We start from the raw sequence: 17,716 nt of genomic DNA on the forward strand, positions 1-17,716 counted from the left end.
ATGACCCAGCACCAACCGAACCTCAAGGCGGCGAAGATCACGGGCGGCGTGCACACCGACCAGCGCCACGATTCCGCGCACAAGCACGTCGCCGGCGAGGCCGTCTACATCGACGACATGCCGGAACCGGCAGGCACGCTGCATGTCGGCATTGGCCTGTCCAACGTCACCCATGGCACTCTGAAGTCGGTCGACCTGTCTGCCGTCCGCGCTGCGCCCGGCGTCGTCGACGTGCTGACCTATGCCGACGTGCCCGGCGAAAACGACATTTCGCCGAGTGGCATGCATGACGACCCGGTCTTCGCTCAGGGCAAGGTGGAGTTCCACGGCCAGCCGATCTTCGCGGTCGTGGCCGAGACCCGCGAACAGGCCCGCCGCGCCGCGCGCCTGGCCAAGATCGAATACGACGAGTTGCCGGCGGTCATCAGCATCTGGGACCTTGATCCGGAGAAGGACAAGCAGGTGACGTCGCCGCTGACGCTGAAGCGCGGCGACGCGGCGGCTGCGATTGCCGCGGCACCGCGCCGGGTGAAAGGCCGGATGAAGCTCGGCGGCCAGGATCACTTCTATCTCGAAGGCCAGATTTCACTCGCCGTGCCCGGCGAGGACGACGAGGTCATCGTCTATTGCTCGACGCAAGGACCGAGCGAGACCCAGCACCTCGTCTCGCATGTGCTCGGCGTGCCCAGCCATGCGGTGACGGTCGAGGTACGCCGCATGGGCGGCGGTTTCGGTGGCAAGGAAACCCAGGCCAACCAGTGCGCGGCGATTGCGGCCATCGCTGCGAAGAAGCACAAGCGCGCCGTCAAGGTCCGGCTCGACCGCGACGAGGACATGACCGCTACCGGCAAGCGGCACGACTTCGCCATCGACTACGAAGTCGGCTTCGACGAGGAAGGCAACATCCTCGGCGTCGACTACATGTTCGCGCTCAATGCGGGCTTCTCGGCCGACCTCTCGGGGCCAGTGGGCGACCGTGCGCTGTTCCACTGCGACAACGCCTATTTCTATCCGAACGTGCATGCCAAGTCGTCGACGCTCTACACGAACACCGTGTCGAATACTGCGTTCCGCGGCTTCGGCGGCCCGCAGGGCATGGTCGGCGCCGAGCGCGTCATCGAAGAGGTGGCGTTTGCGCTCGGCAAGGACCCGCTCGAGATCCGCAAGCGGAACTTCTACGACGCCATCGGCGTTGCCGGCGAACGCAACCTCACGCCCTATCACCAGAAGGTCGAGGACAACATCATCCACCGTATCGTCGCGGAACTGGAGGAGAGCGCGTCCTATGCCCACCGCCGGCGCGAGATCGCGGCGTTCAACGCCAACAGCCGCTTCGTCAAGCGCGGACTGGCGCTGACGCCGGTCAAGTTTGGCATCTCGTTCACCAAGACCGAGTCCAACCAGGCCGGCGCTCTGGTGCACGTCTATGCCGATGGTTCGGTGCACATGAACCACGGCGGCACCGAGATGGGCCAGGGCCTTCACCTCAAGGTGGCGCAGGTGGTGGCGGAAGAGTTCCAGATCGATCTCGACCGGGTGAAGATCACGGCGACGACCACCGCCAAGGTGCCCAACACTGCGCCGACGGCGGCGTCCTCGGGCGCCGACCTCAACGGCATGGCGGCACAGGACGCGGCGCGGCAGATCCGCAAGCGGCTGACCGATTTCGCCGCCGAGAAGTACCAGGTGCCGGGCGACCAGGTGGTGTTCCTGCCCAACCGCGTGCGCGTCGGCAACCAGGAGATTTCCTTCAACGACCTGGTCAAGCAGGCTTATCTCAACCGCATCCAGCTGTCGGCCGCCGGCCACTACAAGACGCCGAAGATCCACTGGGATCGCAGCAAGGGCAGGGGCCACGCCTTCTACTATTACTCCTATGGCGCGGCCTGCTCGGAGGTGTCGATCGACACGCTGACCGGCGAGTATGTCATCGAGCGGGCCGATATCCTGCACGATACCGGCCGGTCGCTGAACCGGGCCATCGATATCGGCCAGGTCGAGGGCGGCTTCGTCCAGGGCACGGGCTGGCTGACGACCGAAGAACTGTGGTGGGACGGCAAGGGCCGGCTGCGCACCCATGCGCCGTCGACCTACAAGATCCCGCTGGCTTCCGACCGACCGAAGATCTTCAACGTGGAACTGACCGACTGGTCGGAAGCCTATGAGCCGACGATCCACCGCTCCAAGGCCGTCGGCGAGCCGCCGCTGCCGCTCGGCATCTCGGTGCTGCAGGCGCTGTCGGATGCGGTGGCGAGCGTCGCCGACCACAAGGTCTGCCCGCGTCTCGACGCACCGGCGACGCCGGAGCGGGTGCTGATGGCGATCGAACGCCTCCGGGCCGAGGCGGCCCAGGCCAAGTGAGCAAGACGGCCAAGAGCCTCCGGGCATTCCTCGACGCAGCGCCTTCGGTGGCGCTGGTCGAGGTGGCAGAGGCCAAGGGCTCGACCCCACGCGAAAAGGGCGCGTGGATGCTGGTGTCACTCGAGCGCATCTTCGGCACCATCGGCGGCGGCCAGCTCGAATTCATGGCGATCGACAGCGCGCGGGCGATGCTGAAGGGGTCGATCTCCCCCCATAAGGGGGAGATGCCCGCGAAACGGGCAGTGGGGGTAACCTCAGGAAGAAGCGCCCAAGGGGCGTTGAGCCCGGTCGAAACGACTCCACCCGGCGGCTTCGCCGCCACCCTCCCCTCAAGGGGGAGGGAAACGCTCACCCTCGACATTCCACTCGGGCCGGAGATCGGCCAGTGCTGCGGCGGACGGGTCGAGGTTGCCGTCCGCCACGTCGACGAGGCGATGGCTGCCGACCTGGTCGCTTCGGCCGAGATATCGGATGCTTCCCTGCCACATGTGCTGGTCTTCGGCGGCGGCCATGTCGGCCACGCGCTGGCATCCGCTTTTGCCTTGCTGCCGCTGAATGTGGTGGTCGTCGAGACCCGCGCCGATGCGCTCGACGGCATGCCGGCGGAGATTGATGTCAGGCTGACCCCAGTTCCGGAGGAGATGGTGCGCGAGGCGCCCTCCGGCTCGGCCGTGGTGGTGCTGACCCACGACCATGCACTCGACTTCCTGATCGTCGCCGAGGCGCTGAAGCGCGACGACACCGGCTATGTCGGCATGATCGGCTCCAAGACCAAGAAGGCGACCTTCAAGAGCTGGTTCCTCAAGACGGCCGGCGGCAGCGACGAGCAGTATGCGCGGCTGGTCTGCCCGATCGGCGGCGACGCCGTCAAGGACAAGCGCCCCGCTGTCATCGCCGCCCTTGCCGCAGCCGAGATCATGACCGCGCTGGCTCTGCCGGCGAAGTGACCGCCGCCATCGGAACCGGCCAGGCTATTCGTTTTCCTGGATGTGGGCCTCGAGGAACCACAGCGACTTGTCGAGTGCCCTGGAATAGGCGGTGAAGATGTCGGCGGTGTCGGCGTCGCCCGCCTCTCCCGCCTCGTCGATGGCCGAGCGCACGGTTTTCGCTGCATCGGCATAGCGGTCGATCAGCGCGGCGATGTGGTCCTTGGTCTTTGAGATGTCGGTCGGGTAGGGCTTCAGCTTGCTGGCCTCGACCACCACCTGCGAGGTGCCGAGTGCCGCTCCGCCCAGTTGGGCGACACGTTCGGCAATGGTGTCGACGTGTTCGTCGAGGTACTTGCGGAAATCATCGAGCATCTCGTGGATGGCGATGAAGTGCGGGCCCTTGATGTTCCAGTGGGCCTGCTTGGTGATCAGCGCGAGGTCGATCGCGTCGGCCAGCCGTGCGTTCAGAAGCTCGATCGAGACCTTCTTGGCGTTGGACTTGAGGTCGTTGCGTGTCGGGTGGGAAATCATCGGCTGCTCCTTTATCCGCGGGTCGTGCCTGCCTTCCGGCCGGCCGGAAAGCATCCGCAGCGTACAACAGCCTCACGACAGTTCGGTTCCGGGCTGGACCAGTCGAAAGTCAGCCAGCGGCGGCGTTGCGGGCGACCACTTCGAGATAGGCCGCTTGCAATTGTTCGCGCACCGGAAGCCGCAGCTTTGCCGCCTCGGACAGCGGTTTGCCGAGATGGGAGGCACGCAGCTCTTCCATGAAACGCTGCCACATCTCGGGGCCGCCCGTTTCCAGCAGCTCGGCACGGATGCTGAGTTCCTCGCTGACCGGTAGCCACTTGCGGCCCCAGACGCCGATATGGGCGAAAACCGGCAGCAATTCGATTGCCATCTCTGTCAGGCTGTAGATTGCCTTCTGCTTGTGGCTGGGGTCGTCGGCTTTGGTGATCAGCCCGTCCTCGACAAGGCGCTTCAGCCGGTCCGCCAGGATATTGGAGGCAATGCCCTCCTCGGAGTTCGTCAGCAGCTCGCGAAAATGTCGACGGTTGCCGAACATCATGTCGCGCAGGACGATCAGGCTCCATTTGTCGCCGACCACCTCGAGGGTGAGGTTGATCGGGCAGCCCGACCGTTGATGCTGGTTCATGCAATGTCTCCAAAAACTGGTTGCAACATAAAATCAGTTGCGCTAGCCTGCAACTGGTTAGTAAATGCAACTGGTTTCAATTCTGGTTGCGGCACCCACAAGAGGAGGAAAGAAATGTCCAGCACCTCAACATCGCACTCCACCTTCAGCAGCGATCGCGTCTACCCGGTGTCACCGGCGGAGCTGTTTTCGGCATTCTCGCAGGCTGACCGCAAGCGTCGCTGGTTCGTCGAGGGCGAAGGCTGGCAGGTCGACGAGTTCGTGGTCGACTTCAGGCCCGGCGGCTCCGAGCGCAGCAGTTTCCGCTTCGAGGGGGGCGCAACGTTTTCCAACGACACGACCTATCTCGACATCGTTTCCGACAGGCGGATCGTCTTCGCCTATGTCATGGCGACAGAGGGGAAACCCTTCTCCGCCTCGCTGGCAACCATCGAGTTCGTGGGGGAAGGCGAGGGCACTCGGCTCGTCTACTCGGAGCAGGCCGCCTATCTCGACAGCGACAACGCCGACGCCCAGACGGCCGATCGCAAGGCAGGCTGGGCCGAACTTCTTGAAGCGCTGGCCAGGCACCTGGACGAGACGGCGGGCTGACGGACTGTCGTCCACCCCAGGAGGATGCAACGATGGGCACGATAGCGTGAATGGACCGCCGCACTGTCATGAAGGGCGCGGCGTTTGCGGCATTGCTTGCCCCGGCAGAAGGGGCGTTGGCACAACCAGCAGCGGGCGCTTCGACCGCGGCTGCAAACTCAGGGAGCACGACGGTGGGCACCAGCTACTTCATACCCGACCGGCTCGAGCGGATGCGCAAGGTGATGGCTGGCCATGTCGAGCGCGGCGACCTGCCTGGGCTCGTCTGGGCCGTCAGCCGGGGTGGTGAGACCCATGTCGAGGCCGTCGGCACGCTCGCGCTCGACGGCTCGGCACCGATGCAGCGCGACAGCATCTTCCGTATCGCCTCGCTGACCAAGCCGGTCACTGCGGTTGCGGCGATGATCCTCGTCGAGGAGTCGCGGCTGCGCCTCGACGACCCGGTCGACAAATGGCTGCCCGAGCTTGCCGATCGCAAGGTGCTGAAAGCGATCGACGGCCCGCTCACCGAGACTGTTCCCGCCAGCCGGCCGATCACCCTGCGCGATCTGCTGACCCTGCGTTTCGGGCTCGGCGCGATCATGGTCTATCCGTTTCGGTACCCGCTGCAGCACGCCATGCAGGAAGCCGGCATTGCGCCGAGCGCCGACCTGTTCCGCGGCTCGCCCGACGACTACATGAAGCGCATCGGCTCGCTGCCGCTCGCCCATCAGCCCGGCGAAGGCTGGCTCTACCACACAGGCCTCGATGTCGCCGGCGTGCTGGTCGCCCGCGCGGCGGGACAGCCGCTGTCGGCCTTCATGCAGGAACGCATCTTCGGCCCGCTCGGCATGAAGGATACCGGCTTCCACTGCCCAGTGGAGAAGGTCGACCGGCTCGCCACTGCCTATTCGAGGGATTTCCAGACCGGCAAGCTCGGCGTCTACGACGAAGCGAGGGGTGGGTTGTTTGCCAAGCCGGCGACCTTCGAGGCAGGCGGCGGCGGACTGGTCTCGACAGCCGAGGACTACCTTGCCTTCCAGAAGATGTTGCTTGGCAAGGGCAGGCTCGGTGGCGAGCGCATCCTGTCGCGCGCCTCGGTCGAGCTCATGACGACGGACCAGCTCACCGACGAACAGAAGGCGAGCGGGCGGATGTTCTTCAACGGCAATTCGGGTTGGGGTCTCGGCATGTCGGTGGCGCTCAAGCGCGACAATCTCTGGCAGGTGCCGGGACGGTTCGGCTGGGACGGCGGCTACGGCACCTCAGGCTATGCCGATCCTGAAAACGACCTTGCCGGCATCCTGCTGTCCCAGCGGCTGATGGATTCGCCGCAGGCGCCGGCGCATTACACCGACTTCTGGACTTCGGCCTACCAGGCCATGAGCTGACGCGACCGTCCTACTTGTGGGCGAGGATGTCCTTGATCAGCTTGTGGCAGCGGTCGGCCATGAAGTCGAGCAGCAGCCGGACCTTCGGGTCCTGCAGCTTCTTGTGGGGGTAGACGGCGGCAAACTGGACAGGCGTCGGCGGTGTCTGCGGCAGGATGATCTTCAGCCGCTGGTCGCGGATGAAGGGCTCGACCTCGAAGCGCGGCTTATTGATGATGCCGCGCCCGGCCAGGGCCCAGCCGGTCAGCACGTCGCCGTCGTCGGAATCGAACGGGCCATGGACCTCGAACTTGGTCGGTCCTGCCGCGGTCTCCAGCATCCAGTAGAACTCGCGTGAGCCGGGATAACGCAGCATCAGGCAGTCGTGCTTCTTGCCGATCAGGTCGTTGGCGCTTTCGGGCTCGCCGCGCTTTTCGAGATATTTCGGGGCAGCGACCAGAACCCGCTCGCATTCCATGATGCCGCGCATGCGGAGGCTGGAATCCTCGATCACCCCAAGCCGGAAAGCGACGTCGATGCCTTCCTTGAGGATGTCGACATTGTGGTCCGACAGACGCAGCCGGACCTCGATGTCGGGGTATTTGTCATGGAATTCGGGAATGCCCGAAGCGACAAGCCGACGGCCAAGGCCGAGCGGGGCAGTAACGCGGATGGTGCCGCGTGGCTGGCCGGAAAGTGCCGAGACCGCGGCTTCAGCCTCGGTAATCGCCTCTAGAACCTGTTTGGCGCCGGAATAGAAGACGTTGCCATGCTCGGTCGGCATCAACTGGCGCGTGGTGCGGTTGAAAAGCCTGACGCCGAGGTGCTTTTCCAGTTCCTTGATGCGGTTGGAGGCGACGGCAGGCGAAATGCGCATGTCGCGGCCCGCGGCAGAAAGATTGCCGAGTTCCACGACGCGAACGAAAACGGCGATGTTGTCGAGATAAGCCATGCGATGCCGTGGGTTCCATAGCCGGCTTATGCCGTGCCGCGATACGGTAGTATTTTCCAGATTTTTTTGAAAGTCATCGCGAATCCTTTCACTTCCCCCGTGCATTTGGCATCGTAAGATTGCTGCTGCTGCGGAAAAGGGACGGCGGATGTACGACTTGGCATTTTTCATGGACTGGGCAAGCTTCGCCGTGCGGTGGCTGCATGTCGTCACCGCGATGGCCTGGATAGGCTCATCGTTCTATTTCATCGCCCTCGATCTCGGGCTGAGGAAGCATGACGGACTGCCGGTCGGCGCCCATGGCGAAGAATGGCAGGTCCATGGCGGCGGCTTCTACCACATCCAGAAATACCTGGTGGCGCCGGCGCAGATGCCGGAGCACCTGACCTGGTTCAAGTGGGAATCCTATGCCACCTGGCTGTCGGGCTTCGCGCTGCTCTGGATCGTCTACTATGGCGGTGCCGAGCTGTTCCTGATCGACCGCAATGTGCTCGACGTGTCGGCGCCGGTGGCTATCGCCATTTCGCTCGCCTCGATCGGCCTTGGCTGGGTGGTCTACGACCTCCTGTGCAAGTCGAAGCTCGGCGATCACGACACGCTGCTGATGATCGTGCTCTATGTCGTCGTGGTGTTCATGAGCTGGGGCTACACGCAGCTGTTCACCGGCCGCGCGGCCTTCCTGCATCTCGGCGCCTTCACCGCGACGATCATGTCGGCCAACGTCTTCATGACCATCATCCCGAACCAGAAGATCGTCGTCGCCGACCTCATTGCCGGCCGCAAGCCCGATCCGAAATACGGCAAGATCGCCAAGACGCGTTCGACGCACAACAACTACCTGACCCTGCCGGTCGTGTTCCTGATGCTGTCGAATCACTATCCGCTGGCGTTCGGCACCGAGTTCAACTGGGTCATCGCCTCGCTGATCTTCATCATCGGCGTGCTGATCCGCCACTACTTCAACACCATCCACAAGCGCGAGGGCAATCCGCACTGGACCTGGTTCGTCGCCGGCCTGCTGTTCATCGTCATCATGTGGCTGTCGACCGTGCCGAAGGTGCTGACCGGCGAGGACAAGAACGCTTCCGTCACCACCCAGCCCTATATCGCGGCGGCGCAGTTCCCCAAGGTGCGCGATACCGTGCTCGGCCGCTGCGCCATGTGCCATGCCAATGAGCCATCCTACGAAGGCGTCTACTACGCGCCCAAGGGCGTGGTGCTGGAGACCGACAATTCGATCGCCGAGCATGCCCGCGAGATCTACCTGCAGGCCGGCCGCAGCCACGCTATGCCGCCCGCCAACGTCACCCAGATCACGCCGGAAGAGCGGGCGTTGCTGGTCGCCTGGTACGAGCAGGCGCGGAAGTAGCGCCCGGTGCATGATCCCGAAAAACGGAACCCGGTTTTCGGGTAGGATCATGCTCCAGCAATAAGACCGCGATACGCAGATTGCAGGTTCAGGGCGCGTCATCGCGCCCATTTCGACGCGCGGCGACAGCCGCGGTTTCGCCACGCCAGAAAGCTTGTAGAGTCCGATCATGACCACCACACTTCTTCGCGGCCGTACCTTGTCCTTCCTGCGCTGGCCCGACAGCGCCGACGACCATGCGTCCTATGCCTATGAGGAAGACGGTGGGGTGCTGATGCGCGACGGCAAGATCGCCGCTGTCGGCGCCTATGCCCAGGTCGCGGCCCAGGCCGGCGGCGACGTCAAGGTCATCGACCATCGGCCGTACCTGATCCTGCCCGGCTTCATCGACGCCCATGTCCACATCCCGCAGATGCAGATCATCGCCGCCTATGGCGCCGAGCTACTGGAATGGCTGAACAAATACACGTTCCCCGAGGAAACACGCTTTATCGATGCCCAGCACGGCCGCCGTATCGCGCGGCTGTTCCTTGACGAGATGGTGCGCCACGGCACGACGACGGTCGCTGCCTATTGCTCCGTGCACAAGCAGTCGGCCGAGGCGTTCTTCGCCGAATCGCACGACCGCAACATGCTCAACATCGCCGGCAAGGTGATGATGGACCGCAACGCGCCGGATGGCGTGCTCGACACGCCGCAGGCGAGCTATGACGACACCAAGGCGCTGATTGCCGAGTGGCACGGCAAGGGCCGCCAGCATTATGCCATCACGCCGCGCTTCGCCATCACGTCGACGCCCGAGCAGATGGAGATGGCCGGCCAGCTGGCGCGCGAGCATCCCGACCTGCACATCCAGACGCACCTATCGGAAAACCACGCCGAGATCGCCTTCACCCAGGAGCTCTATCCCTGGTCGCGCGACTACACCGACGTCTACGAACACTACGGCCTGCTCGGCAAACGCACGCTGCTCGGCCACTGCATCCATCTCGGCGAGCGCGAATCCGACTCGATTTCCGACCATGGCTCGATCGCGGTGTTCTGCCCGACCTCCAACCTGTTCCTCGGCTCGGGCCTGTTCGACTACCAGCGCTATCGCAAGCGCGACAAGCCGCTGCGCATCGCCACCGCAACCGACGTCGGCGGCGGTACCAACTATTCGATGCTGCGCACGATGGACGAGGCCTACAAGGTCATCGCGCTCAATGGCGAGAAGCTCAACCCGCTGGCCTCCTACTGGCAGCTGACGCGCGGCAATGCCGAATCGCTGTCGATTTCGGACAAGGTGGGTACCCTCGAAGTCGGCACCGACGCCGACATCGTGGTGCTCAATGCGCGCGCCACGCCGGGCATGCGGCTGAGGATGGAACGCACCGGCACACTGGCCGAAGAGCTGTTCCTGCTGCAAACGCTGGGCGACGACCGCGCCGTGGTGGAGGTTTATGTCGCGGGCAAAGCCGCCAAGACGACGATGGATCAAGCCGCCTGACCTTGCGTCCTCCGCCTGTGTCTGCCATGTGAGCCGTGTCTGATGGAGGAACGGACGATGGCAGCAGCCGAGGATCTGGACAAGATCGCCGAGCAGGAGGACCGACTGGTCTTCGAGCGCTTCGACGAGGCCGTGGCGTTCGACATCGGCGCGGCCATCCGGGCGCGCGGCCTGTCGGAAAACTTCCCCATCATCGTCGACATTCGCCTTTGGGACCGCGCACTTTTCTACTGCGCGCTGCCCGGCTCGACGGTCAACAATACCGAATGGGCGCGGCGCAAGATCAACGTCGTCAGGACCTTCCACCGCAGCAGCTATCGCATGGTGCTGCAAAAGTCGCGGACGGACCGCACCTTTCCCGTCGGCGATGCGCTGCCGATCGACGACTATGTGCTGGCCGGCGGCGGCTTTCCGATCCGCGTCAAAGGCGTTGGCGTCGTAGGCGCCATTGCCGTTTCGGGCCTGCCCGAGCGTCAGGATCATGAGGTGGTGGTCGCGGCACTCTGCGCCCACCTTGGCATCCCCGGCGACGAGCTTGCCTTGTCCCCCGTTTCGAGCAGCTGAGAGAGTTTGAGCGTACCGATGGCCATGACCGACCCGAAGCAGTTTCTCACCAGCATTTTCGAGGCCGCTGTCGCGGCCGCCGACGCGGAACTCACCATCCGCCGCCACCTGCCTGAAAAGCCCAAGGGCCGCACCATCGTCATCGGTGCCGGCAAAGGCTCGGCGCAGATGGCCGCCGCCTTCGAAAAGGCATGGGACGGCCCGCTGGAGGGCGTCGTTGTCACCCGTTACGGCTTTGCGGCACCCTGCAAGCGCATCAAGATCATCGAGGCTTCGCATCCGGTACCCGATGCCAACGGCCTTGAGGCCGCCAAGCTCCTGCTTGAGACGGTTTCGGGCCTGTCCGAGGACGACCTCGTCGTGGCCCTGGTCTCCGGTGGTGGTTCGGCGCTGCTGCCATCGCCGGCAGGCAGCCTGACGCTTGCCGACGAGATTGCCGTCAACGAGGCGCTGCTTGCCTCGGGCGCGCCGATCTCGGCGATGAACACCATCCGCAAGCACATCTCCGGCATCAAGGGCGGCAGGCTGGCCGCCGCCGCGTGGCCGGCACGCGTAGTCTCGCTGGTGGTGTCCGACATTCCCGGCGACAATCCGGCGCTGGTTGCCTCGGGGCCGACGGTGCCCGACGAGGCGTCACGCGCGGACGCGCTCAGGATGATCGAGACCTACAGGATCGCGCTGCCGGCCAACGTCATGGCCCACATCAACTCGGCAGCCGCCGACGCTCCCCAGCCTTCCGATCCGCGCTTTGCCCGCAACGAGGTGCATGTCATCGCCTCGGCCGCCGTGTCGCTCGACGCCGCTGCCGAGGCGGCACGCAAGCAAGGCGTCGAGACGGTGATCCTGTCCGATGCCATTGAGGGCGAGGCGCGCGAAGTTGGCGGCGTGCACGCCGCGATCGCCCGCGAGGTCGCCGTGCGCAACCGTCCGTTCCGAAAGCCGGTGCTGATCCTGTCGGGCGGCGAGACCACGGTCACGCTGCGCGCAAAAGGCAAGGGCGGCCGCAACAGCGAATTCCTGCTCGCCTTCGCCATCGGCATTGACGGGCTCCAGGGCATCGACGCGCTGGCCGCCGATACCGACGGCATCGACGGCTCGGAAGACAATGCCGGTGCCTTCGCCGACGGCTCGACCGTGGCGCGGATGCACGGTGAAGGCGTCGATGCCAAGGCGATGCTCGCCGGCAACAACGCCTGGACGGCGTTCAACGCGGTGGGCGATCTTTTTGTCCCCGGGCCGACCGGCACGAACGTCAACGATCTCAGGGCGATCCTGGTCAGATAGATCAGGCAGCCAACATCACGCGCACCGTCCTGATGTCCTCGGCAAAGCGGGCACGCTCGGCCGCCGCCTCCTGCGGGTCGCGGATGCGCAGGATGTAGGACGGGTGGATAGTCAGGAACACGGCGAGGCCGTCGCCACGGCTGATGGTCTGGCCACGCTGTTTAGTGATCGCCACCGGTGCCTGCAGCAGTGACTGGGCCGCGGTGGCGCCGAGCGCCACCACCAGTCGAGGATTCAGCAGCTTGAGTTCCTGCGCCAGCCACCAGCGACAGGCCTGCACCTCGCCGGCATTCGGCCTGCTATGGATGCGGCGCTTGCCGCGCGGTTCGAACTTGAAGTGCTTGACGGCATTGGTGACGTAAACCGCCGTGCGGTCGATGCCGGTTTCCTGAAGTACCGCGTTGAAGATCTTGCCGGCGGGGCCGACGAAGGGCCGGCCTTGAAGATCTTCCTGGTCGCCGGGCTGCTCGCCGACAAACACCAGTTCGGCATCGTCGGGGCCTTCGCCGAAAACCGTCTGGGTCGCTTCGCTCCACAGCGGGCAGCGCCGGCACTGGCTCGCCTGCTGGCGCAGGGCGTCGATGGATTGAGCCTCAGTCTCCGTCGGTACTTCCGCAGCCGGCCAATGCCTGGCCTGTATCGCCTGGTGATGCGGAGCTGGCATCGTCGGCATCCTCGCGATCATCTCCCTGGCGGCCTGGTCGGCGCCGGCTACCAAGCCGGGAATGAGCGAGGCCTCGGGAAGGTTCCGCCAGTATTTCTTCGGCATCTCCGATTGCATCGCCTTCACCTTGAGGCGGGCGGGATTGAAGATGCTGGCGAAATAGGTCCGCCACATATCTTCCGATTGGTCTGCGGTGGGGGCATCGTCCTTTGATGCGCCGGGTCCAAGCGCCAACCTTTCGCGATTCCATTCTGCCGAAGCATGCGGCGTGAGGATTGCCCAGTGCATGCCGGTGAAGCGGCGCACGAAGAACGAGGAGGCACGTTCGAGGATGAAGTGGTCGGGTTCGAACCAGGCTACGAAGCGCTCACTATTGCCGTCGCCGATCTTCCGGAAGCGGACGAAGGCATGCATCTTGTGCTCGTCGCGCCGAACCGATTTCTCCATCGCCTCGAAGCGGCGCACGTCGGGGTCCGAGGCGATCCGGAGCAAATGCGGTTCCTGGCGCTGCCGCCACAGCAGGCGATAGAGCAGGGCGAAGCGCTCACTGTGGCTGTGGCAGGCGACGGCTGCCGCGCGGTCGATGAAGTCCTTGGCAACCCGCAGTTCCACGCCCACGGGCGCTGGTGGTAAGCCCGTGCCGGTACCTCCCGCGCCTTCGATATGCCATTCGATATCCTCGGGCTTCACCTCGTTGAGGGCCAGCCGGCGCGCCGCATCGCGCCAGCGGTCGAAATCTGTCGGGCTGGCGAGGCGCACGCTGTGGGCGGCGAGCGCGAATGCGGGCTGGATGGCCATCAGAACAGCGCCAGTTGCCGGGGTTGCGGCGCCACCGTCTCGCGCAGGCGCGCGGCATCGGTCGACGCACCAGGCGACCAGCCTTCGGCGACGATGAACGGACGGACCTTGGCGATGGACTGGCAAAGCCTGCCGATGTCCTCGAGACGCAGTCGCCGGAAGCGGCGTGTCTCTAGGATGCGCTTGACCACCCGCGTGCCGAGCCCGGGAATGCGCAGCAGCGTCTCCCTTTCGGCTCGGTTGACGTCGACCGGAAACAAAGCGCGGTTACGAAGGGCCCAGGCGAGCTTGGGGTCGATTTCCAGGTCGAGCATGCCGTCCGTCGTGCCGTCGAGAATCTCGCCTTGGTCGAAGCCGTAAAAGCGCATCAGCCAGTCGGCCTGGTAGAGCCGGTGTTCGCGCATCAGCGGCGGCCTTTTCAGCGGCAGCGCCGACGAGGCATCGGGGATCGGACTGAAGGCCGAGTAATAGACGCGGCGCAGCTGGTAGCTGCCATAGAGCCGGGCGCTGGTCATGAGGATGCCGGCGTCGGGCGTGGCGTCAGCGCCGATGATCATCTGGGTCGACTGGCCACCGGGTGCGAACCGTTCGCGCTTCTTGGTTCTCAGCGTCGGTTCCGCCTTTTCCTCGATCTTCGAGCGCAACCTGGCCATCGAGACACGAATCGTCTCGGGCCGCTTCTCCGGCGCCAGTCGTTTCACGCCCTCGTCGGTCGGCAGCTCGACATTGATCGACAGGCGATCGGCATAGAGGCCGGCCTTCTCGACCAGCTCGGCAGAGGCTTCCGGGATCGTCTTGAGATGGATGTAACCGCCGAACTTCTCGTCGAGCCTAAGCCGCCTGGCCACCTCTACCATCTCGCCCATCGTCTCGTCGGGCGAGCGGATGACGCCGGAGGACAGGAACAGCCCCTCGATGTAGTTGCGCTTGTAGAAGTCCATGGTCAGCCGCACGACCTCGTCGACCGTGAAGCGGGCGCGGCGGACATTGGAGGACGAGCGGTTGATGCAATAGCTGCAGTCGTAGATGCAGAAATTGGTCAGCAGGATCTTGAGCAGCGAGATGCAGCGGCCGTCGGGCGCATAGGAGTGGCAGATGCCCATGCCTTCGGTCGAGCCGATGCCGCGCGACGCCAGCGAGTCGCGTCCGCCGGCGCCCGACGAGGCGCAGGAGGCGTCGTATTTCGCTGCGTCGGAGAGGATCGCGAGTTTCTCGTGGGTGGAAAGAATGGGCATTCGTTCATGGTATGTTCTTTCGACCGATAAGGCCAGAACCTATGCCGCGATGTGGCGAAATGTGATCGGATCCATGGAGATTGGATGGCGGTGGTTGTCCGCCATCCGGGTCCGCGGGGTCACACCTCGTGCAAATAGAGGTGGTAGTCCAACTCGCTCACCGTGCGGGCAACGCGCAGGTACTCGGCTTCCTTGATTGCCGTGAAGGTGCGGTGCAGGTCGTGGCCGAGCGCTTCGCGCAGGAACTCCGAGCGCTTCGCCGCCTCGATCGCGGTGCGCCAGTCCGGCGGCATCACGCTTTCGCTGCTTTCGGCCTGCTCATAGCCATTGCCTGACGTCTCGGGGCCGGGGTCGAGCTGCTCTTCTAACCCCTTGGAGATGCCGGCGAGGATGGTCGCTGCGACCAGATACGGATTGGCGTCGACACCTGAGGGGCGGTGCTCGATGCGGCGGTTCCTGGCGTCGCCCGCAGGCACGCGCAGCGCCACCGAGCGGTTGTTGACGCCCCAGGTCGGCGCCACCGGCGCGTAGGACTGCGACACGAAGCGGCGCCAGGAGTTGGCGTGCGGGGCAAACACCAGCATCGACTCCGCCATGGTGTCGGCGAGGCCGCCGAGCGCGTGCAGCAGCTTCGGCTGCCATTCGCCTTCCTTGGCTTCGGTGAATATGTTGGTGCCGTTGCTGTCGAGCAGCGAGGCGTGGAAATGCATGCCAGAGCCGGCATATTTCTCGATCGGCTTGGCCATGAAGCATGCGGTCACGCCGTGGCGGCGCGCCTGCATGCGGACGATGCGCTTCAGCATGATCAGGTCGTCGGCGGCCTGCATCACGTCCTTGCGGTAGCGCAAGGTGAGTTCGTATTGGCCCGGCGCGTATTCCGAAATGACGGTTTCCGCCGGAATGCCCTGCAGCTTGGCCGCGGCATAGATGTCGGAGAACAGCGGCTCCATGCCGTGCAGATGGTCGACCGAATAGACCTCGGTCTTGCCCGAGGCGCGGCCATCGAGCACGGCGCGTGCTGGCTGGACCTTGCCGTCGCCGTCGCGTTCGTTGGACAGCAGGAAGAACTCGAGCTCGAAGGCACCGGCCGGATGCAAGCCCTTTGCCGCCAGCTTGTCGACCTGGCGCTGCAGTGCGAGCCTGGGGTCCGAGGTCATCGGCGCGCCGTCGAGATGGTACATCGACATCAAAAGCTGGCCGCGTGCAGGGCTCGTGCCATGCATCGGCTTCAGCGTGCCCGGGATCGGCCACGCCCTGAGGTCGCCGTCGCCGGAATCCCAGATCAGCCCGGTTTCGTGCACGTCCTCGCCGGTGATGTCGAGGCCAAGGATGGAGATCGGCAGGTGCCGCCCGCCCTCGTAGAGCCCCATCAACTCGTGGCGGCGGATGATCTTGCCGCGGCCGACGCCATTGGCGTCGGTCAGCACGATGTCGAAGGCTTCGATGTCGGGATTGGCGTCGAGGAAGGCCCTGGCCTCGTCGATGCTCGAGCCGGAAGGAGATGTCATGATCTTACTCAATTGTCCTGATGCCTTGTCTCATGCGGCAAGCGTGGCGGCAATATCGCCGAAAGCCGCAACCAGCCTGTCGACCTGACGTGCCGTGGTGACCGGCGAGACCAGCATCATGTTGTGGAACGGCGCGATCAGCACGCCGCGATTGACCAACGCCACATGTATGGCTGCTTCGAGCCGCGAGGCGTGCGCATGATCGGCCTCACCGCCATTGCGCAGCGGGCCGGGAGCGCAGATGAACTCGAGACGGGCGCCGACGCGCATCACGTGCCAGGGAAGCTTGTGTTTTCGGATGGCCTTGTCGAGGCCGGTGGCCAGCCGTTCAGCCAGCTTCTCCATGTGGGCGTAGTTGGCCTCGGTCATGACCTCTTCGAGCGTGGCGCGCATCGCCGCGAACTGCAGGGGATTGGCCGACAGCGTCGTGCCCATGCCGGAATAGCCCGGCTGCTTGGTGCTGTTGTAGGCAGCGTAGCGGGCCGCGACCTGCTCGCTCATGCCCCAGACGCTCGCCGGCACGCCGCCGGCGACGGGCTTGCCGAGCACGAACAGGTCGGGGTCGAGGTTGTGTTTCCTGGTGTAGCCGCCCGGGCCGGTCGAGATGGTGTGGGTCTCGTCGATGAGCAGCAGCGTGCCGGCCTTGCGGGTGAGCGCGCGCACGCCTTCGAGGAAGCCGGGTTCGGGCAGCACCATGCAGGAGTTGGTCAGCACCGGCTCTGATATGACGCAGGCGACGTCGCCATGGCTCAGCGCCTTCTCCAGGGCCGGCAGGTCGTTGAACTCGACGATACGGGTGCGGGCGGTGAGGTCGCGGAATTCGCCGGCGAGGCCGGGGCGGTTGATCGGCTTGCCGCTGTCCAGCCGCACCATCGTCTCGTCGACGGCGCCATGGTAGCAGCCGTTGAACACCAGGATCTTGTCGCGGCCGGTGACGGCGCGGGCGACGCGCAGGGCGAAGCGGTTGGCGTCGGTGGCCGTGGTGGCGATCTGCCAGTGCGGCAGACCGAAGCGCTCGGCGAGCAGCAGGCCGAGCGTCAGCGAATCCTCCGACGGCAGCATGTAGGTCAGGCCGCGGCTCGCCTGGCGGCGGATGGCGCGGGCGACCGGGGCAGGGGAGTGGCCGAACATCGAGCCGGTGTCGCCAAGGCAGAAATCTGCCAGCCTGTTGCCGTCTACATCGGTGATGGTAGCACCGCTCGCCTTGTCGACGAGAATCGGGAAGGGCGTCGGCCAGTCCTTCATCCAGTGCATCGGGACGCCGCCGAAGAAGCCCGCCACGCCGTTGCCGAGGGAGGCTTGCGATTTCGGCCGCGCCCTGATGAAGATTTCGGCCTCGGCGGCAGCAAGCTCCGATATGCGCGAAAGTGCTACGCCGCCTTCGGTGGCATCAGGTCGTTCGATGCGGTTCATCATGGCTCCCATTGGAAAGACGGGCGCCACTCTAGCCAGAGCCGACGCGAAACG

At 64.9% G+C, this 17,716-nt stretch carries 15 protein-coding genes; 8 read left to right on the forward strand and 7 right to left on the reverse strand.

What is annotated here, in order from left to right; translation table 11 throughout:
• Nucleotides 1–2,361 (forward strand): xanthine dehydrogenase molybdopterin binding subunit, encoded by a 2,361-nt coding sequence (xdhB, locus tag O1Y97_RS08815; protein ID WP_318763766.1) that lies wholly within the window; start codon nucleotides 1–3, stop codon nucleotides 2,359–2,361.
• Entirely contained in the window at nucleotides 2,358–3,308 is a 951-nt protein-coding gene (xdhC, locus tag O1Y97_RS08820; RefSeq protein ID WP_318763767.1) for a xanthine dehydrogenase accessory protein XdhC, read from the forward strand. Before xdhB ends, xdhC begins: the two co-directional genes overlap by 4 nt.
• A gap of 24 nt (nucleotides 3,309–3,332) precedes the next feature.
• Here xdhC and dps read toward each other — a convergent pair whose 3' ends face one another.
• On the reverse strand, nucleotides 3,333–3,821 hold the full coding sequence (gene dps / locus O1Y97_RS08825) for a DNA starvation/stationary phase protection protein Dps (RefSeq protein WP_108609739.1): 489 nt from the start codon (nucleotides 3,819–3,821) through the stop codon (nucleotides 3,333–3,335).
• Nucleotides 3,822–3,930: 109 nt separating this feature from the next.
• On the reverse strand, nucleotides 3,931–4,446 hold the full coding sequence (locus O1Y97_RS08830) for a winged helix-turn-helix transcriptional regulator (RefSeq protein ID WP_318763768.1): 516 nt from the start codon (nucleotides 4,444–4,446) through the stop codon (nucleotides 3,931–3,933).
• A 114-nt stretch (nucleotides 4,447–4,560) separates the two neighbouring features.
• Between O1Y97_RS08830 and O1Y97_RS08835 the strand changes: the two genes are divergently transcribed.
• Complete coding sequence (locus O1Y97_RS08835; RefSeq protein WP_318763769.1) at nucleotides 4,561–5,037, forward strand: SRPBCC family protein; 477 nt, start codon at nucleotides 4,561–4,563, stop codon at nucleotides 5,035–5,037.
• A 50-nt stretch (nucleotides 5,038–5,087) separates the two neighbouring features.
• The gene (locus O1Y97_RS08840; RefSeq protein ID WP_318763770.1) at nucleotides 5,088–6,407 is read left to right on the forward strand and encodes a serine hydrolase domain-containing protein; all 1,320 of its coding nucleotides are present in this window, start codon (nucleotides 5,088–5,090) and stop codon (nucleotides 6,405–6,407) included.
• 10 nt (nucleotides 6,408–6,417) lie between these two features.
• Here O1Y97_RS08840 and O1Y97_RS08845 read toward each other — a convergent pair whose 3' ends face one another.
• The gene (locus O1Y97_RS08845; protein WP_108606995.1) at nucleotides 6,418–7,338 is read right to left on the reverse strand and encodes a LysR family transcriptional regulator; all 921 of its coding nucleotides are present in this window, start codon (nucleotides 7,336–7,338) and stop codon (nucleotides 6,418–6,420) included.
• 148 nt (nucleotides 7,339–7,486) lie between these two features.
• On the opposite strand from O1Y97_RS08845, the gene O1Y97_RS08850 reads away from it, so the two are divergent.
• The 4 genes from O1Y97_RS08850 (at nucleotide 7,487) to O1Y97_RS08865 (ending at nucleotide 12,044) form a co-directional block, all read left to right on the forward strand.
• Nucleotides 7,487–8,707, forward strand: a complete 1,221-nt coding sequence (locus O1Y97_RS08850; protein ID WP_183264505.1) for a urate hydroxylase PuuD — start codon at nucleotides 7,487–7,489, stop codon at nucleotides 8,705–8,707.
• 169 nt (nucleotides 8,708–8,876) lie between these two features.
• Nucleotides 8,877–10,196 carry a guanine deaminase gene (gene guaD, locus O1Y97_RS08855; protein ID WP_318763771.1) on the forward strand — a complete coding sequence of 440 codons (1,320 nt, stop codon included), beginning with the start codon at nucleotides 8,877–8,879 and terminating at the stop codon, nucleotides 10,194–10,196.
• Between the two features lie 57 nt (nucleotides 10,197–10,253).
• Nucleotides 10,254–10,760 carry a heme-degrading domain-containing protein gene (locus tag O1Y97_RS08860; RefSeq protein WP_183264503.1) on the forward strand — a complete coding sequence of 169 codons (507 nt, stop codon included), beginning with the start codon at nucleotides 10,254–10,256 and terminating at the stop codon, nucleotides 10,758–10,760.
• An 18-nt stretch (nucleotides 10,761–10,778) separates the two neighbouring features.
• Entirely contained in the window at nucleotides 10,779–12,044 is a 1,266-nt protein-coding gene (locus O1Y97_RS08865) for a glycerate kinase type-2 family protein (RefSeq protein ID WP_318763772.1), read from the forward strand.
• Nucleotide 12,045: 1 nt separating this feature from the next.
• Here the strand turns inward: O1Y97_RS08865 and O1Y97_RS08870 are convergent, their stop codons facing one another.
• From O1Y97_RS08870 to O1Y97_RS08885, 4 genes are all read right to left on the reverse strand, one after another.
• Entirely contained in the window at nucleotides 12,046–13,506 is a 1,461-nt protein-coding gene (locus tag O1Y97_RS08870) for a UdgX family uracil-DNA binding protein (RefSeq protein WP_318763773.1), read from the reverse strand.
• Nucleotides 13,506–14,741 carry a putative DNA modification/repair radical SAM protein gene (locus tag O1Y97_RS08875; RefSeq protein WP_318763774.1) on the reverse strand — a complete coding sequence of 412 codons (1,236 nt, stop codon included), beginning with the start codon at nucleotides 14,739–14,741 and terminating at the stop codon, nucleotides 13,506–13,508. Before O1Y97_RS08875 ends, O1Y97_RS08870 begins: the two co-directional genes overlap by 1 nt.
• 119 nt (nucleotides 14,742–14,860) lie before the next feature.
• Nucleotides 14,861–16,249, reverse strand: coding sequence for a glutamine synthetase family protein (locus tag O1Y97_RS08880; RefSeq protein ID WP_318763775.1), 1,389 nt, complete (start codon nucleotides 16,247–16,249; stop codon nucleotides 14,861–14,863).
• 30 nt (nucleotides 16,250–16,279) lie between these two features.
• Nucleotides 16,280–17,665, reverse strand: a complete 1,386-nt coding sequence (locus O1Y97_RS08885; RefSeq protein WP_404801259.1) for an aspartate aminotransferase family protein — start codon at nucleotides 17,663–17,665, stop codon at nucleotides 16,280–16,282.
• Nucleotides 17,666–17,716: the final 51 nt, after the last annotated feature.

Origin of the sequence: Aminobacter niigataensis (assembly GCF_946995915.1) — a bacterium.
Taxonomy (GTDB): Bacteria; Pseudomonadota; Alphaproteobacteria; order Rhizobiales; family Rhizobiaceae; genus Aminobacter; species Aminobacter niigataensis.

Excerpts from the sequence above, each read along its gene's own strand:
- xdhB (WP_318763766.1), top strand. The coding sequence starts at position 1 with ATGACCCAGCACCAACCGAACCTCAAGGCGGCGAAGATCACGGGCGGC.
- dps (WP_108609739.1), bottom strand. The coding sequence starts at position 3,821 with ATGATTTCCCACCCGACACGCAACGACCTCAAGTCCAACGCCAAGAAG.
- O1Y97_RS08830 (WP_318763768.1), bottom strand. The coding sequence starts at position 4,446 with ATGAACCAGCATCAACGGTCGGGCTGCCCGATCAACCTCACCCTCGAG.
- O1Y97_RS08835 (WP_318763769.1), top strand. The coding sequence starts at position 4,561 with ATGTCCAGCACCTCAACATCGCACTCCACCTTCAGCAGCGATCGCGTC.
- O1Y97_RS08840 (WP_318763770.1), top strand. The coding sequence starts at position 5,088 with ATGGACCGCCGCACTGTCATGAAGGGCGCGGCGTTTGCGGCATTGCTT.
- O1Y97_RS08845 (WP_108606995.1), bottom strand. The coding sequence starts at position 7,338 with ATGGCTTATCTCGACAACATCGCCGTTTTCGTTCGCGTCGTGGAACTC.
- O1Y97_RS08850 (WP_183264505.1), top strand. The coding sequence starts at position 7,487 with ATGTACGACTTGGCATTTTTCATGGACTGGGCAAGCTTCGCCGTGCGG.
- guaD (WP_318763771.1), top strand. The coding sequence starts at position 8,877 with ATGACCACCACACTTCTTCGCGGCCGTACCTTGTCCTTCCTGCGCTGG.
- O1Y97_RS08860 (WP_183264503.1), top strand. The coding sequence starts at position 10,254 with ATGGCAGCAGCCGAGGATCTGGACAAGATCGCCGAGCAGGAGGACCGA.
- O1Y97_RS08865 (WP_318763772.1), top strand. The coding sequence starts at position 10,779 with ATGGCCATGACCGACCCGAAGCAGTTTCTCACCAGCATTTTCGAGGCC.
- O1Y97_RS08870 (WP_318763773.1), bottom strand. The coding sequence starts at position 13,506 with ATGGCCATCCAGCCCGCATTCGCGCTCGCCGCCCACAGCGTGCGCCTC.
- O1Y97_RS08875 (WP_318763774.1), bottom strand. The coding sequence starts at position 14,741 with ATGCCCATTCTTTCCACCCACGAGAAACTCGCGATCCTCTCCGACGCA.
- O1Y97_RS08880 (WP_318763775.1), bottom strand. The coding sequence starts at position 16,249 with ATGACATCTCCTTCCGGCTCGAGCATCGACGAGGCCAGGGCCTTCCTC.
- O1Y97_RS08885 (WP_404801259.1), bottom strand. The coding sequence starts at position 17,665 with ATGATGAACCGCATCGAACGACCTGATGCCACCGAAGGCGGCGTAGCA.